General features: G+C 75.1%; 11 protein-coding genes, 1 tRNA gene and 1 pseudogene. 1 reads left to right on the forward strand and 12 read right to left on the reverse strand.

Going from position 1 to position 15492, the window contains the following annotated elements; translation table 11 throughout:
- Positions 1-27: 27 nt before the first annotated feature.
- The 9 genes from HCK00_RS24175 to HCK00_RS24215 form a co-directional block, all read right to left on the reverse strand.
- Positions 28-777: a MerR family transcriptional regulator gene (locus HCK00_RS24175; protein WP_168104202.1), complete on the reverse strand. Its 750-nt coding sequence runs from the start codon at positions 775-777 to the stop codon at positions 28-30.
- Positions 778-1368: 591 nt separating this feature from the next.
- Entirely contained in the window at positions 1369-2070 is a 702-nt protein-coding gene (locus HCK00_RS24180) for an ABC transporter ATP-binding protein (protein ID WP_168104162.1), read from the reverse strand.
- Positions 2063-3322 (reverse strand): ABC transporter ATP-binding protein, encoded by a 1260-nt coding sequence (locus HCK00_RS24185; RefSeq protein ID WP_168104163.1) that lies wholly within the window; start codon positions 3320-3322, stop codon positions 2063-2065. Before HCK00_RS24185 ends, HCK00_RS24180 begins: the two co-directional genes overlap by 8 nt.
- Before the next feature lie 131 nt (positions 3323-3453).
- The gene (locus tag HCK00_RS24190) at positions 3454-4266 is read right to left on the reverse strand and encodes an ABC transporter permease (protein ID WP_168104203.1); all 813 of its coding nucleotides are present in this window, start codon (positions 4264-4266) and stop codon (positions 3454-3456) included.
- A gap of 238 nt (positions 4267-4504) precedes the next feature.
- Positions 4505-5473 carry an ABC transporter permease gene (locus HCK00_RS24195; protein ID WP_168104164.1) on the reverse strand — a complete coding sequence of 323 codons (969 nt, stop codon included), beginning with the start codon at positions 5471-5473 and terminating at the stop codon, positions 4505-4507.
- Positions 5474-5499: 26 nt separating this feature from the next.
- The gene (locus HCK00_RS24200) at positions 5500-7092 is read right to left on the reverse strand and encodes an ABC transporter substrate-binding protein (RefSeq protein WP_168104165.1); all 1593 of its coding nucleotides are present in this window, start codon (positions 7090-7092) and stop codon (positions 5500-5502) included.
- A 215-nt stretch (positions 7093-7307) separates the two neighbouring features.
- Complete coding sequence (locus tag HCK00_RS24205; protein WP_168104166.1) at positions 7308-7766, reverse strand: NUDIX domain-containing protein; 459 nt, start codon at positions 7764-7766, stop codon at positions 7308-7310.
- Between the two features lie 327 nt (positions 7767-8093).
- The gene (locus HCK00_RS24210) at positions 8094-9281 is read right to left on the reverse strand and encodes a macrolide family glycosyltransferase (RefSeq protein WP_168104167.1); all 1188 of its coding nucleotides are present in this window, start codon (positions 9279-9281) and stop codon (positions 8094-8096) included.
- A 343-nt stretch (positions 9282-9624) separates the two neighbouring features.
- Positions 9625-10758, reverse strand: coding sequence for a phosphoenolpyruvate carboxykinase (ATP) (locus HCK00_RS24215; protein WP_168104168.1), 1134 nt, complete (start codon positions 10756-10758; stop codon positions 9625-9627).
- A 327-nt stretch (positions 10759-11085) separates the two neighbouring features.
- On the opposite strand from HCK00_RS24215, the pseudogene HCK00_RS24220 reads away from it, so the two are divergent.
- Positions 11086-11568: pseudogene (locus HCK00_RS24220) on the forward strand (hypothetical protein); the annotation flags it as partial.
- 145 nt (positions 11569-11713) lie between these two features.
- Here HCK00_RS24220 and HCK00_RS24225 read toward each other — a convergent pair.
- The 3 genes from HCK00_RS24225 to HCK00_RS24235 all read right to left on the reverse strand — a co-directional run bounded on the left by HCK00_RS24225 (position 11714) and on the right by HCK00_RS24235 (position 15490).
- Positions 11714-11786: transfer RNA gene (locus tag HCK00_RS24225), tRNA-Lys, on the reverse strand.
- Between the two features lie 271 nt (positions 11787-12057).
- On the reverse strand, positions 12058-14391 hold the full coding sequence (locus HCK00_RS24230; protein ID WP_206320861.1) for a DEAD/DEAH box helicase: 2334 nt from the start codon (positions 14389-14391) through the stop codon (positions 12058-12060).
- 505 nt (positions 14392-14896) lie between these two features.
- Positions 14897-15490: a hypothetical protein gene (locus tag HCK00_RS24235; protein WP_206320862.1), complete on the reverse strand. Its 594-nt coding sequence runs from the start codon at positions 15488-15490 to the stop codon at positions 14897-14899.
- Positions 15491-15492 lie beyond the last annotated feature (2 nt).

Here is a 15492-nt window from a genome sequence, read left to right on the forward strand (position 1 = left end):
CCGTCGGCGCCACGCTCCGGCCACGCGTCAGTCGCCGAGGTGCCGCTCGGCGTAGACCTTCATGGCGTCCCGGACGAACTCCGCCGTGCCCTCGCCGTACCGGTCGTAGTGGACGGTGAAGCGCGGATCGGCCACATACATCTCGGCCAGCCCGGTGAAGTACTCCTTCGAAGGGGGCGTGCCCGCCTCGGACAGCCATGTGTAATGGCGCCGAGTGATCTCCTGGGCCTCTTCGCCGGACGGGGAGACGCCGGAGCCGGCCGCACGGCCGTAGTCACCCGCGATGTCCGCCTCGCGCCGCTGGAGCGTCTTCCGCTCCTCCTCCCCCAGCGAACGCCACCAGCGGTCCGCGCTGTCGTAGGCGTCGCGCCCCCAGCGCTCGACCACCTCCTCCTCGTAACGGGTGTGGTCGAAGCCGTCGAATATCTCCTCGGCCATCAGGTCCTCTCCTTCCTCCGTCTTGCGCAAGGTGGTCCGTACGGACTCGATCTGCCGCCCGATCCGGTCCCGCTCCTGCTCCAGCAGGCGCAGATGGGTGCGGAGCGCGGCGGACTCGTCACGCTGGCCGGCCAGCACCTCCGCGATGGCGGGCAGCCCGAGCCCCAGCTCCCGCAGGAGCAGAATCCGCTGCAACCGGATCAGCGCGGACCGGTCGTAGTAGCGGTAGCCGTTGTCACCGACCCGGCTGGGCGGCAGCAGGCCGATCTCCCCGTAGTGACGCAGCGTCCTGCTGGTGGTCCCCGCCTGACGCGCGACGTCCTGAATCGACCACTCCATCACGGATTCCCCCTTGCTGCCCGTATCACGAGCCATGACCACCTCCGGGCTCTCTCGCCCGGCAAGGACAACGTTAGAAGTTGACGTTACGTAAAGGTCAAGCCGGAAAAATCGCGGCCGTGGGGGAAGTGGGGAACCGGCGTACGGGCGGCTTTCCGGACCACCCTCGGCCCACGGAACGCGCGGGGCGCGGACCGCCCCTGCACGGGGGACGAGTCCGGCGGTCGGACGGACCCCCGCGGCCGGGACGAGGCCGGCCGTCCGGAGGGTGCGGCGGACAGCCTCCGGACATCCGGGGCGGCCGGGCGGCCGGGCGGCCTGGCAGGTGGGCAGCCGGGCAGCCGGGCAGCCGGGCAGCCGGGCAGCCGGGCAGCCGGCGGAACGACCGGGGGCAGGACCGGCGGTGGCCCCGGCGGTCGGCGGCACCGAGCGCGGCGACGGTGCCGAGCACGGCGGCGGCCCGCCGATACGTGCCCAGGCATCCGCCCACGGTCTCCCCCCGAGCCACCCGGCCTCAGACGGTCCTGGACATCACGCACCCCGGCTGCACTTCGCGCACCACCGTCACCAGGGCACCACCGCACCACCACATCACCGGCATGCCGCCGCCCGCTCCGTGCCCCCTTCCGGTGCCGGTGAGCCACGGAGTTCGTCCCAGTGAACCGTGCGGTCACACCACCGTTCCAGCAGCGTGCGGTCGTGGCCGACGGCCAGCAGGGCCGCGCCCGTGCCCCGGCGGTACCGCTCCACCGCCGCCACCAGCGCGGCCGTGGTGGACGCGTCCAGCATCGCCGTCATCTCGTCGCACACCAGCAGCCGGGGGCGCGGCGCGAGGGCGCGCGCGAGACAGGCACGCTGCAACTGCCCGTCGCTGACCTCGTGCGGTCGCCTCACCAGCAGGTCCGGGGTGAGGCCGACGGCCTCCACCAGTTCGGCCGTGCGCGCGGGGACCTCCGCCCCGCGTCCCGTGGCCCGCAGCGGTTCGGCGATCAGATCGGCGAGTGTCAGCCGGGGATCCGCGGCGAGCCGGGGCTGCTGGAAGACGACGCCGAAGCTCGTGCGCAGCGCGCGCGGTGCCCGGTGCCGCCAGCGCCGCACGGGCTCGCCGTCCAGCAGCAGGGTGCCGGAGACGGGGCGGTGCAGCAGGGCGACCACGCGGGCGAGGGTGGACTTGCCGCAGCCGCTGGGGCCGAGCAGGCCGACGGCCTCACCCGCGGCGACGGTCAGCGACACGTCCCGCACCACGGGCGCGTGGCGCTCGTGGCCGGCGGTGACGGAGCGGAGCTCAAGCATGGGCGTCCTCCGGGTCCGGCGTGGCCGGGACGGTCTCCGTCGCCATCCCGCCGGGGCCGGGACCGGGGCCGGGGCCGGGGAAGGGGTGATGGCAGGCGAGCCCGCCGGTGACCGGCGGAGGGGTGGCGCACAGCCCGGTCGCACGGTCGCACCGCGGGGCGAAGGCGCACCCGGCGGGGAGGTCGCCGAGTTCCGGTGGTGTGCCGGGGATGGGGACGAAATCCCGGTCGGGGAGGGCCCGCAGGAGCCCGCGGCTGTAGGGGTGGCGGGGTCCGGGGGTGCCGAAGAACGCGGTGGCGTCGGCGAGTTCGACGATCCGGCCCGCGTACATGACGGCGACCCGGTCGGCGATGCGTTCGGCCGCCGCCAGATCGTGGGTGATCATCAGCAGCGCCCGCCCGGACGGGCCGCCGGGGCCGCGCCGCCAGGCCGCCGCCTCGCGACCGCCGCCGCGGCCCGCGGCATCGCCGTCGCCGCCCTGTCCGGGGCCCCCGCCTCCGCGGGCGGCAGCGTGGCGCCGTCCGGCCCCGCCGTCCCGGCCTCCGCTGTCCGGCGCCGGTCCGGTTTCCGTCCCCGCCCCCGCCGCCGCCCCCGTCCCGGCCACATGGCGGCGGAGCTCGTCGACGGTCCGGTCCACCAGGTCCCGGTCGAGCCCCGTGGTCGGCTCGTCGGCGAGCAGCAGCGGCGCGTCCCCGACGAGCGCGAGGGCCGTGGCGGCGCGCTGCGCGAGGCCTCCGGAGAGCTGGTGGGGATGGCGATCGAGGTGGTCGGCCGGGAACGCGGCCCGCGCGGCGGCGGCCTCGGCGGCGGCCCGCAGCGCCGTACGGCCGCGCACGGCCGCCAGTTCGGCGACGGTCTCCTCCAGCTGGGAGCGGATGGTGCGGACCGGGGTGAGGTGCGCGGCCGGGCTCTGCGGGACGAGGCCCACCAGCCGGCCCCGGACCCGGCGCGCGAGGGTCCGCTCGTCGGCGGTGAGCAGGTCAAGGCCGGCGATCCGGGCGGAACCGGCGGTCTCCGCGTTGGCCGGCACCAGGCCCAGCAGGGCCGAGGCGAGGACGGACTTGCCACAGCCGCTCTCCCCGACCAGCACCAGGCACTCGCCCGCCGCCACGTCGAGGTTCACGTCCGTGACGGCGTCGACCCGGCGCCCCCGGGCCAGCCGGAAACGCACCGAGAGCCCGCGCACCGACAGTACGGTGCCCGGCCCGGCCGCCCCGGGTGCTGTGCCCTCGGCCGTCGCGGCGGCTCCCACGACGGGGGCAGGACCGCCGGGCTGCCCGGGCTGCCCCGGCCGGCCCGGCTGCCCGAGCTGCCCCGGCTGCCCCGACTGCCCGGAATATCCCGGCTGCCCGGATTTCCCGGTCCTCACTGACTTCCCGGTGCTCACAGCATCAGCTCCGATCGGCGGCGCGGGTTGATCCGCTCCCGCCAGGCCCCGGCAAGCCCGGCGACGGCGAGCGTGGGGACGACGAGGAAGAGGCCGGGGAAGAGCGCCGGCCACCAGTGCCCGGCGAGCAGGGGGCCCCGCGCGTCCTGGATCAGGTTGCCGAGGCTCGCCAGATGCGTGGGCAGCCCCAGTCCGAGGAAGGAGAGCGCCGACTCGTGCCACATGGCGTGCGGGACCATCAGCACCGCGGCCAGCGCGGCCTGCGGCAGGACCGCCGGCAGCAGATGCCGGAACAGGACCCGGGCCCGGGAGGCGCCGCCGCTGACGGCCGCGTCGACGTACGGGCGCGAGCGCAGGGAGAGCACCTCGGCGCGGACGATCCGCGCGGTGGAGAGCCAGTGCGTCACCGCGACCGAGAGGATCACCGGCCAGACGCCCGGCCGGAACATCGCCACGATGAAGATGCCGAGCAGCAGGTGCGGGACGGACGCGAGCGCGTCGACCACCCGCATCAGGCCGCGGTCCACCCAGCCGCCCAGCGCTCCGGCGACGGCGCCCACGGCGGTGCCGATCACCGTGGCCGCGAGCGCCGCCGTGACGCCGACGAGCAGCGAGACCCGCAGCCCGTAGACGCAGCGCAGCAGCAGATCCCGGCCGACGTCGTCGGTGCCGAACGGGTGTGCCGGCCCCGGCGGCCGCAGCGCGGCGGCGAGGTCGACGGCCTGCTGGTCGAGCTGGGCCAGTGGCGGCACCAGCAGGACGGCGAGGACGGTCACCGTCAGCACAGCGGCGGAGGTGCGGACGCGCAGGGCGCGCGAGCGGCGGCGCGAGCGGCGGCCGGCGCGCGACCACGGGGCCGGCCGGGCCGGGGCGCCGGACCCGGCCGTGCCACCGGCGGCCGAAACGGCCGCGGCACCGGCGGCGGAAACGTCGGCGGGAGGGGCAGCGGCACCGGCCGGGGTGGCGGCCGGGGAGCCCGGTACGGGATCGGCCGGCGTGGCAACCGGGGAGCCCGGCGCGGGATCGGCCGGGGAACCGGCCCGGGGGTCACATGTCATCGAGGTTCACCCTGGGATCGAACAGGCCGTACAGCAGATCGGCGAGGAGGTTGCCGACGAGGACGGCGGCGGTGGCCAGGGTGGTGAGGGCGGCGAGCAGCGGGAAGTCGACGGAGGTGGCGGCCCGTACGGTGGCCGCGGCGATGCCCGGCCAGCTGAAGACGGTCTCCACCAGCAGCGCGCCGGTGATCAGTTCGGGCACGCGGGAGCCGATCAGGGTCAGCACCGGCAGCAGCCCGGAGCGCAGGGCGTGGCCGAGCAGCACGGTGCGTTCGGCGAGGCCGCGGGCGCGGGCGCCGCGCACCGGGTCCTCCGCCAGCGCGTCGCCGACGCCCTGGCGTACGTAGAGGGCGAACCAGGGCAGCTGGGAGAGGGCCAGTACTCCGGCGGGCAGCGCCAGATGCCGGAGGGTTCCGGCGAGGGTGACCGCGTCGCTGCCGGTGTCGGTGAGCCCTCCGGCGGGCAGCGCGCCCCACTCCAGGGCGAACAGCCAGAGCGCGAGGAGGGCGATCCAGAAGACCGGCGCGGCCTCCAGGACGTAGGAGAGGGAGGTGACGGCGCGGTCGGTCATCGATCCGGGCCGGCGGGCCGCGAGCAGCCCCAGTACCGTGCCGGCCACCACGGCGGCGGCGAAGGCGACCGCGCACAGCAGCGCCGACCACACCAGCCGCTCCCCGATGACCTGCGCCACCGGCTGCCGCATCACCGGGGACCAGCCCAGGTCGCCGCCGAGCGCGGAGGTCAGCCAGTGCCACCAGCGCTGCGTGAACGGCCCCTCCACCCCGAGGTTGGCCGCCAGCCGGTCCAGGGTCTGCTGGTCGGCGCCGAGGGCGGCGGTGCCCGCGTACGCCTTCACGGGGTCGAACGGGGAGGCGGCGGCGATCGCGAAGACGCCGAAGGTGACGACGAGCAGCACGGGGGCGGCGAACAGCAGCCGCCGTCCCGTCAGCCGCGCCATCCCTCCCCAGGGCAGGGCGGCGGGTCTCACGACGTGGGCCGCCAGTCCTCGACGTTCCACCAGGGACCGCTGGCGAACCCGTGTTCGTGCGGCTCGACCTGGGTCGTCAGGCCGTCCCACCGGTCCGCGAGGACGTAGAGGTGGTCGATGTGGGTGAGGAAGGTGTAGCCGGGGTCGTCCTTCAGGGCGCGCTGCACGGTGTCGTAGGCGTCCTCGCGCTCGTCCCGGTCGCGGGTGCGGCGGCCGGTCTCCAGGGCCTCGTCCACCTCCGCGTTGTCGTAGCGGGCCATGTTGTTGAAGCCGTCGCCGGCGAGCGAGGAGTGCAGGAGCGTGAAGAGGGCGAAGTCGGGATCGCCGGCGGAGCCGAAGCCGGCGAGCACCGCGTCGTCCTTCATCCGGGGCTCGATGACCTCCCAGGTCGCGCTCTCCACCGTCACCGCGATGCCGGCCTCCTTGGCGTCGGAGGCGTAGGCGAGGGCGTGGTCCTGGCGGACCTTGTCCCCGGAGGGCGTGAGCAGGGTGAAGGCGGCCCGGCGGCCGTCCTTGACGCGGATGCCGTCCTTGCCGGGCTTCCAGCCGGCGCGGTCCAGGATCCGCTTCGCCCCGCCGAGGTCCCGCGGCCGTTCGGTGGAGCGGTCGAACCACGGGTCGCGGCGGGGCAGCGGGCCGTACGCCGGGTGCCCCGCGCCGTCCAGGATCGTCTCTACCATGGCCGCGCGGTCCACGGCGGCGTCGAGGGCGCGGCGGACGGCGCGGTCGCCGGTGACGGGGTTCCCGGTGGGGAGGGTGACGGCGCGGAAGTCGTAGGACTCCGCCTCGTGGGTCTTCCGGGCGCCGTCGCCGGCGAAGGTGGCGGCGAGGTCGGGCGGGAGGACGGCGCCGTCGAGGTCGCCGGAGCGCAGCCGGGTGGCGCGGACGTCGTCGTCGGCGACGATCGCCACGGTGACCTTCGCCACCTCCGGCTCCCCGCCCCAGTAGTCCGGGTTGGCGCGGAAGGTGACCTTCTCGCCCTTGGACCAGCCGGCCAGGGTGTACGGGCCGGTGCCGACGGGCTCGGTGTTGAACGAACCGGTGTTGGGGTCCTGCCCGCCGGCGGCGTGTTCGGGGACGATCGGCAGCACGGTGCGCGCGGCGAACGGGGCGTAGGGGTACTTCAGGGTGAAGACGACCGTGTGGTCGCCCTCGGCCCGCACGTCGTCGATCGCGTCCAGTTCGCTTCTGGACGGGTTGTTGGTCTTCTCGTCGAGGACCGTGCGGTAGGTGAAGACGACATCGGCGGCGGTGAACGGCTCGCCGTCGCTGAACTTCACGCCCTTGCGGAGGGTGAAGGTGTAGGTCAGGCCGTCCTCGGAGACCTCGGGGAGTTCCGTGGCGAGGGCGGGCCTGAGCTTCATGTCAGCGGCGCGGGCGAGCAGACCGTCGAAGAGCTTGGAGTTCCCGTCCTTGCCGTAGCCGAGCAGCGGGCTGAGGGTGTCCGGCTCGGAGGAGACCCCGATCACGACCGCGTCTGCGGAGCCGCCGTTCCCGCCCTCGCCCCCGCCCCCGGGCGCGGAACAGGCGGCGATCCCGGTGGCCAGTACTGCCGCGAGGGCGGCCCTGCGTATGCGTCCGGTCGTCATGCGGGCATTATTGCACCGGGGCTGTTGTTGCAAGAAGGTTGCGATTATCTCCCATTCCGGGTCCCGGGTCCTCGTCCGCCGTTCCCATCCCGCCGCAACGGCCCGGCCGCCGTACCCGTCCCGGCCGACGGGCCAGGGTCCACGCGGGAGTGCGGGGGCGGCTGCGCGGGGACGGCCGCGTGGCGCGGCCCGCGCCACGACGAGGTGCGGCGGGGTCAGGCGGTCGGCATGGTCCCCTGGATCAGCTCCCGGTGTGACTCCTGGAGCCCTTCCGGCAGTTCGTCCGCGGTGCACCACCGCGCCTCCAGCACCTCCAGCGGGTCGATCTCCAGCTCGCCGCCGACCACGGTCGCCTCGTACGCGACCTCCATCCGCAGTTCGAAACCGCTGCGCAGCCGGATGAGCGCGCCCACCTCGACCTCCAGGCCGGTCTCCTCGCGCACCTCGCGGACGACGGTGTCCCGGAAGTCCTCCCCGTTCCGGGCGCATCCGGTCGGCAGCCCCCACGGGCGACTCCCGGACCACAGCCGGTGGCGGAGCAGCAGGTAGCGCCCCGCGTCGTCCCGGACGACCCCGGTCACCCCGGCGGTGAACTTCGCGTGGGCGAGCCACACCACGCGCCGCTGGAGCGGGCCCCGGAGCGCGTGCCAGACCCGGCCGATCAGTCGGTTCATGTCGTCGTCCTGCCTCATCCCGGCCGGTGAACTCCGGAGCGGTCGTCCCCGGGCGGACACTCTCGCGGTTCCGCCCGCCGAGTGTCCAACTGCCCCCGCTCCAGCTGGTTATCCCCGGGCCGGGCCGGGCGGGCGCACGGGGCGGTACGCCCGGCCGGGTCCGCGCGGCGATGGCCTCCCAGGTCGCCCGGCCGGGGGTTCCGGCGCCGATCACGTGGCCGGGCGGCGGGCCGCGTCCACCCCCGAGCGGCGCGGACGGGCCACCGGCACCGGCGGCGGAGACCACCGGTTCCCCGCCCCGGGAAGAGGCGGGGAACCGGCACACCGTCAGCGGCCGATGACGCCCTCGATGAGGTCCGCCGCGCGCGAGGTGCCGCCCTCGGCGCGCGTCTCCGCGCGCAGTTCGGCGCAGCGCCGGGCCACCTCCGGGTCCGCCGCCAGCTCCACGAGCGTGGTCCGCAGCACCTCGGGGGTGGCGTCCGCCGTGTCGACGCGCCGGGCCACGCCCAGCTGCACGAGCCGGTCGGCGTTGGCGGGCTGTTCGGCGCCCTGCGGCACGGCGATCATCGGGGTGCCGGTGTGGAGGCCCTCGCTGCTGCCGCCCATCCCGGCATGGGTGACGAAGGCGTCGGCCTGCTCCAGGACGGCCAGTTGGGGCACCCAGCGGTGCACCTCCACAGAGGCCGGTATCGCGCCCAGCTCGTCCAGGTCGGTGTACTTCCCGATCTGGAGGACGACATGCCAGCCGGGCAGGTCACCGAAGGCCGCGAGGCACCGGCGGTAGAACTCCGGCTGCCGGGTGTAGGCCGAGCCCAGGGAGATCAGCAGCACCTTCTCCGCACCGGCCGGACGGGTCCAGCCGCCCTGGTCGGCGCGGGAACCGAGACACGGACCGACGAAGGTCACCACGTCGGGGTCGACCCGGTCCGCGCAGGGCTGCATGGCCCGCGGGATCAGCGCCAGGACACGCGGCGGCCGGCCGGAGAAGTCACCCACGTCCGTGGTGACCGCCCCGCACCCCCGCAGCCAGGCCGCGAACCGCGCGCGGAACGCGTCCGCGCCGGGCAGCCGCCAGAGCTCGGCGGCCACCTCCTCCTCGTAGCCCTTCCAGGCCACGAAGGTGGGCGAGAGCTGCACCAGGGGGCGGCCCTGCACCTCGGCGAGCGCACGGGCGGCGAACGAACCGATGTCGTAGAGGTAGACGTCGGCGGGGTCCGCGTCGTAGTGGGCGCGCAACTGCGGCAGCGCCTGGATCGAGTCGTCGAGGAAGACGCCCATGGCGCCGATCGGGTCCGCGGGCCAGTCGTTGTCGGAGGTCGGCAGGGTGGAGGTGTACGGCACGAGTTCGGCCCCCGCGGAGGTGACCAGCTCGGTCACGGACGGGTCGTTGGCGTAACTCACCCGGTGGCCGCGGGCCACCAGTTCGCGGATGACCTCCAGGCTTGGGAGGACATGGCTGACCGCGGGAATGCCGATCATCGCCACATGGGCGCGGGCACGGGAACGGGAGTTCATGGATCACTCATCTCAGGTCTACGGCGGCAGGGGCGGAGAACCCGGTGGGCCGGCACACGCCAGGCCGGGGCGCCCGGCGGCCAGGGGCCTCGGGGACGCCGCACCGGGATGCGGAAGCGGCCGGGGACACGGCCCCGGCGGCTCTCAGCCGTAGATCTGACGGAGTTCCATGGCGGGAGCGTAGAACGACGGGGCACCGGCGCACCACGGGTTTTCCACCGGCCGGCCACCACCGGCCGGCCACCACGGGCCGGTGGCCCGGCAGGAAGGCCTCCGACGCCGTAGTCATCGAACATCTGATGTCACCCCTGGAGACCGGGTCCGTCCCATGCCCACACCCGTACTACGCGCAGCCGGTCAACTTCGCCAGGAAGTCCGCGTTCGCGCGCACGTCATGCCCCAGGACCACGCAGTGGTGTGGCAGCGTGGCCAGGCGCCGGGCGACCTCCCGCCGCGCCGCGGGCGCCCCGCCGCCGTCCACCCGCGCCACGGCGAACACGTCCGGGTAGCGGTCCTCCGTCGCCCCGCTCAGGAAATCCCCCTCCCTCAGGGCCCGGCCGCGGTCCTCCACGGCCGGGACGGCCCCCTGCTCCACGCGCGGGTACACCAGCGCCGCGGCCTGCCCGCCCGTAGCCAGGGTGAGCCCGAACCACCGGGTGAACTGGTCCGGGAAGACCTGCGCCTTGAGCTCCTTCCCGCCCTCCCGGAGCGGTTTCATCCGGCCGGAGAGGAGCGCCTCGGTGACCCGGGCGTCCTGCGTGGGATGCAGCGCCTCCCCGCCCTCCAGCCTCACCCGGGCGATGTCGAACCAGCCGAGGGCGTCCAGGAGACCGAGGCCGAGCGCGGCGGCGGACGGCCACGGCAGGACGTCCACCCCGCCGCCCTCACGGGCCGCCCGGACGAACACCCGGTCATTCGCCAGCAGCCCGAGCCCGTACCGGTCGGCCAGGGCCAGGGCCGTCGTCGTCTTGCCCGCGCCCTTCTCCCCGAGAGTGAGGACGACCCGGCCGTCGTGAACAACGGCGGAGGCGTGCAGCACGGACCATCCGTCCCGCAGGAGGACTCCCCGGACCATCTCCCGGGCCAGCCGGGCGGCCGCCGTGGCGACGTCCTCCGTGCGGCACCCGATGATCTCCAGGGCCCCCGCGCCCGGATCCGACCGGTAGGCGAGCGCGCTCCCGGGCGTGAGTCCCTGGACCATCCCGGAAGGGTCATCAGTGGACAGGAGCATCTGCTCCCGCGCGTAATGGGTGCTGATGTGCGGGGCCCGCGTCACCTCCAGGGCCGCGGCGTCGTATGCCTCCCGGTCCACGCTCGCGGTGAGCAGCGGACCGGCCCGGACAGGCTCCGGTGCGACTCCGGCCGCGTTCCACCACGGCCCGATGTACCGAGCGGTCCAGTCGGTGACGGCCCCGTCCGGCGAGACCACGGTGACGGTGACCCCGGCGATCTCCAGGCGAACGGCGTGAGTGGTCATGAATTCCTCCCGGGCTGAAGCGAGTGGAACGGGATACCGCGCACGCCCAGGCAGACTGGCGCGCCCGGGTGCCACAGTGGGCCCGGCTGCCACCCGACGAGGAGCTGTCCCGTGAGGGACCGACACGCGGCGCCCCGCGCTCCGGCCGGGACCGGCACCAACGGCACCGCCTTGCCCGGTCCACCGGAGGGGTGGCTCCGGTCCACTGCCTCCGCCGCCCGTCCCGCTGTACCCGTACACCGTGGGCAACGGCGCGGCCCGTCCCGTACGCGAGGTCCGCGACAGGATCCGCGATCTGCTGTCGGCCTGAGAAGGAGAACGACGACCATGACCACCATCTCGGTGACCGGGCACATGGACCTGACCGAGGACAGCGTCCCTCTGGTCCGTACCGCCCTGGACGACCTGCTCAGGCACTACTCCGACGACGGTGAGCTCGTCGGCGTCTCCTGCATCGCCAAAGGTGCCGACTCCCTGTTCGCCGAGGCCGTCCTCGCCGCCGGGGGACGCCTGATCGTCGTCATCCCGTCCCGGGACTACCGTCAGAACAAGGTCAAGCCCGGCCACTCCCGGCTCTTCGACCGCCTCGTCGACGCCGCTGCCGACGTTCTGATCCTTCCCCACGAGGCCGCCGACCGGAAGGCGTACGAGGCCGCCAACACCGTCCTCATCGAACGCGCCGACCGACTCGTCGCCGTATGGGACGGCGAGCCCCCGGCCGGCAAGGGCGGCGGCACCGCCGACACCGTTCTCGAAGCCCGGGCGGCAGGCATCCCCGTGGACGTCGTGTGGCCGAACGGGGCCGCTCGCACGAGCCACGACGGACGCGGCCAGAGCACAGGGGCTCACGCACCACGCACACAGCGGCACGCGAACGAAGCGGCGCCCGGATCGGCCGAAGCCGGCCCGGGCGCCGCGTAGCAGGTGAGAGGCCGTTCCCCTCTCCCGCCACCGGTAGGCCGTGTGGGACTCGAACCCACAACCAATGGATTAAAAGTCCACTGCTCTGCCAATTGAGCTAACGGCCCTCGGTCGTGCACACCCGAGCATAGCCCTCCGCGTGCCACGGACCGATGGGGTATCCCCCCGTCCGTGCGACCGCGCGGGCCGGGGCGGCAGGGGCCGGCGGCCCGGGACGCGCGGCGGGCGGGCCCTACGGGGCCGTGCCGCCCCGGCGGGTCGCGCTGCCCGGGCGGTCTTCGCCCAACTGCCGCGGGGCCCGTACGCGTTGTGGCGTACGGGCCCCGGGCCATGCGGTTCACCGTCGGCAGTGGTGCGGTTCACCACCGCCGGTGGCGGTCAGCCGTTGCGCCGCCAGCGGGGCTTGTCGGCGCGGCGGTCGAAGGAGCGGCCGCCGGTGGCGCTGCCGCCGCGGTGCTCCTCGCGGCGGGCCGGGCGGTCGTCCCGGCCGAAGGGCCGGTCGTCGCGGCGGTCACGGTTGTGCGGGCGGTCGCCACCGCGGTGGCCACCGTCGCGCCGCTCGTGCGGGCGGCCGGAGCCGAAGCCCGGGCGGTCGTCACGGCGGTCCCGGCCGAAGCCGGACGGGCGCTCGTCGCGACGGTCACGGCCGAAACCCGAGGGGCGCTCGTCACGCCGGTCACGGCTGAACCCGGACGGGCGGTCGTCCCGGCGGAAGCCGGGGCGGTCGTCACGGCGGTCCCGGCCGAAGCCGGACGGGCGCTCGTCGCGACGGTCACGGCCGAAACCCGAGGGCCGCTCGTCCCGCCGGTCACGGCTGAACCCGGACGGGCGGTCGTCCCGGCGGAAGCCACCGCCGTGCGAGCCGGAGCCCTGCGAACCGGAGCCGAAGCGGTCGCCGCCGCGACGGTCGTCCCGGCGGTCGTCACGCCGGTCGCGGCCGAAGCCGGACGGACGGTCGTCGCGCCGGTCACGGCCGTGGCCGCCGCCGAAACCGCCCGGGCGGTCGTCACGCCGGTCACCGCGCTCACGGCGGTCCCCGCCGCGGCTGTCGCGGTGGTCGCCCGCGCCCGTGGCCTGCGCCGGCACGGACACCGCGGCCTCGGCGGCCTCCGCCGCGGCCTCGGCGACAGCGGCCTCCGCGACGGCCGCCACCGCGGCCTCCGGGTCCTCGCCCCGCTCGCGCGCGGCGCGGGCCACCAGCCGGTCGGCCTCCGAGCGCAGCTCGCTCGCGCGGCGCTGCGCCCGCTCCAGCTCCCGGGTGAGGTCCTGGACCTCGCGCTCGGCCTGCTTGGCGGAGTTGCCGGCCGACTCGGCCTGCACCTCGGTCAGCGAGCGCGCGCCCGTGATCCGGGCCAGGTCCTCGTCGAACACTCCGGCGCCGGCGACGTTGTGCCGCGCGGCGTCCACGCCCGCGTCCTCCATCAGGCGGAACATCTGCCGCCGCTGGTGCGGCAGGGCCAGCGAGACGACGGTGCCACTGCGGCCCGCCCGCGCGGTCCGGCCGGAGCGGTGCAGGTAGTCCTTGTGGTCGCCCGCCGGGTCCACGTTGAGGACCAGGTCGACGTCGTCCACGTGGATGCCGCGCGCGGCGACGTCCGTGGCCACCAGGCAGTTGACGTGGCCGTCCTTGAAGTCGGCGAGCGTGCGGGTGCGCGCGCCCTGCGTCATGCCGCCGTGCAGCGCGTCCGCGCGGACCCCGGCGTCGACGAGCTGCTCGGCGACGCGGTCGGCGCCCATCTGCGTCCGGACGAAGATGATCGTGCGGCCCTTTCGGGCGGCGATCGCGGCCGTGACCGGCGCCTTGTCCTTCGGCTTCACGATGAGGACGTGGTGGCTCATGGTCGACACGGCGCCCTGGGCCGCGTCCACCTCGTGCGTCACCGGGTCGACCAGGTAGCGCTTGACGAGGGAGTCGATCTCGTTCTCCAGCGTGGCCGAGAACAGCAGCCGCTGCCCGCCGGCCGGCACCAGGTCGAGGATCTCGGTGACCTCGGGCAGGAAGCCCATGTCGGCCATCTGGTCGGCCTCGTCGAGGACGGCGACCTCCACCTCGTCCAGCGAGGCGGCGCCGCGGTCGATGATGTCGCGCAGCCGGCCGGGGGTGGCGACGAGGATGTCGACACCGCGCTCCAGGGCGTAGATCTGGTTGCCCATCGAGGTACCGCCGCAGACGACCTTCATCTTGAGGCCGAGCACGTCGCCGTAGGGCTGGAGCGCGTCCGCCACCTGCATCGCGAGCTCACGGGTGGGGGTGAGGATCAGGCCGCGGGGGCGCTTGCGCGCCGTGGAACCGCCGGCCAGCCGGGTCAGCAGGGGCAGCCCGAAGGAGAGCGTCTTGCCGGAGCCGGTGCGGCCACGGCCGAGGATGTCCTTGCCGGCCAGGGCGTCGGGGATGGTGGCGGCCTGGATCGGGAACGGCACGGTGACGCCGTTCTGGGCCAGCTTGCGGACGATCGGCTCGGCGAGGCCGAGGTCGCCGAAGGTGACGCCGGGGGCGGCCTGCTCGGTGGTCTCGGCGGACTCGGTGGCCTGGGCGGCCTCGGTGGCCTTCGTGTCCTCGGTGGCCTCGGTGCGCTCGGTGGCCCGGGCGTCCTGGCCGTCCCGGGATTCGTCACGGGCGCCGCCCGCCGGGACGGTGGGGTCCGTAGTGACGGACGTGACGTCGCTCACGGGGGCGTCGGCCGTGGCCGCGGGCTCGGTCTCGCCGGGCATGACGGCAGGGTCAGTGGCAGAAATGGACATGCGAAATGCAAAACCTTCCGGAATCTCGGCACGCGCCCAGACTCCGTGTGTGCATACGCCCGCCTCTATGCGGTCAGCCACGGTTCGGTACAGGAACGCGCCTCGCGGCGCTTCCGCCACCTCGCGTGTCGAGGCGACGCCGTTGCGCCGGGCAAATGGGATCAAACGACCCGCCACTTTACGCATCCGTGACCCCGAAGCGCAAATCGCTTCGGCGGGAGGTCTCGGGGCGCTGTTGACAGCCGGCCGGGTGGACTGAGATTGCTCGTGTGAGATCGCGGCGTCTGCGCCGCGCTCCGTCCAGCGTACCGGACGCCCGCGGGGAGTCGCGGCCGGCCCGTACCGGAACCGGATCACAGGCCGCCGCGACCCCGGCCGGGCCAACCGGCGCCCGTGGAAAGCCGGTTGCGGAGGGAGACTGCTGCCTCGGGCACCTCGGTCACCTCGGGCACCTCGGCGCGCCGGCTCCGCCGGGTCAGCCCGACGGTGTGGCCCGCGACTCCGCCGGCGCGGCTCCCGGCTCCGGTTCCCGCCGCGGCTCCCGCCCGGATTCCCGCACGGTCGCGGACGAGGCGCCACCCGGGGCGGAGGAGGGGCCGGGCGGCTCACTCGTCGGCGCCGGCGGCGGGGTCGAGGGCTGGGGCTCCGGTTCCGGCGCCGGTGGTTCCGGATCGGGATCGGGACGGCTCGGTCCGCCGTCACCCCCCGGCCGGCGCGTGGGCCGCGGACCATCCCCGCCGCGGCCGTCTCCGCCCGTCTCCCGGCCGCCGCCGGTGTCCTCCCCCGGGTCCGCGCGCCCGGAGTCGCGCCGTCCTCCGCCGCCCTTGCCCGGGCGGGCGTCCCGGTCCCCGGGGCGCGCGCCCTTCTCCCGGTGGGCCCCCTTGCGGTCGCCCTCGCCGCGGCCCTTGCCGTCCTCGCCCTCCTCGCCCTCCGGCGCGCCCGCCGCACCGTCCGTGCCGTACGGCTGTTCGCCGTGGTCTCCGCCGCCGGGGCGCTCACCGGCGCCGGGATCGCGCTGTCCGGCCGAACCGGACGGTTCCGGCGGCTCGTTCCGGTCGCTGACGTTCATGC

The organism is Streptomyces zingiberis, assembly GCF_012034935.1.
Taxonomy (GTDB): domain Bacteria; phylum Actinomycetota; class Actinomycetes; order Streptomycetales; family Streptomycetaceae; genus Streptomyces; species Streptomyces zingiberis.

Excerpts from the sequence above, each read along its gene's own strand:
- HCK00_RS24175 (WP_168104202.1), bottom strand. The coding sequence starts at position 777 with ATGGAGTGGTCGATTCAGGACGTCGCGCGTCAGGCGGGGACCACCAGC.
- HCK00_RS24180 (WP_168104162.1), bottom strand. The coding sequence starts at position 2,070 with ATGCTTGAGCTCCGCTCCGTCACCGCCGGCCACGAGCGCCACGCGCCC.
- HCK00_RS24195 (WP_168104164.1), bottom strand. The coding sequence starts at position 5,473 with ATGGCGCGGCTGACGGGACGGCGGCTGCTGTTCGCCGCCCCCGTGCTG.
- HCK00_RS24200 (WP_168104165.1), bottom strand. The coding sequence starts at position 7,092 with ATGACGACCGGACGCATACGCAGGGCCGCCCTCGCGGCAGTACTGGCC.
- HCK00_RS24205 (WP_168104166.1), bottom strand. The coding sequence starts at position 7,766 with ATGAACCGACTGATCGGCCGGGTCTGGCACGCGCTCCGGGGCCCGCTC.
- HCK00_RS24210 (WP_168104167.1), bottom strand. The coding sequence starts at position 9,281 with ATGAACTCCCGTTCCCGTGCCCGCGCCCATGTGGCGATGATCGGCATT.
- HCK00_RS24215 (WP_168104168.1), bottom strand. The coding sequence starts at position 10,758 with ATGACCACTCACGCCGTTCGCCTGGAGATCGCCGGGGTCACCGTCACC.
- HCK00_RS24230 (WP_206320861.1), bottom strand. The coding sequence starts at position 14,391 with ATGCCCGGCGAGACCGAGCCCGCGGCCACGGCCGACGCCCCCGTGAGC.
- HCK00_RS24235 (WP_206320862.1), bottom strand. The coding sequence starts at position 15,490 with ATGAACGTCAGCGACCGGAACGAGCCGCCGGAACCGTCCGGTTCGGCC.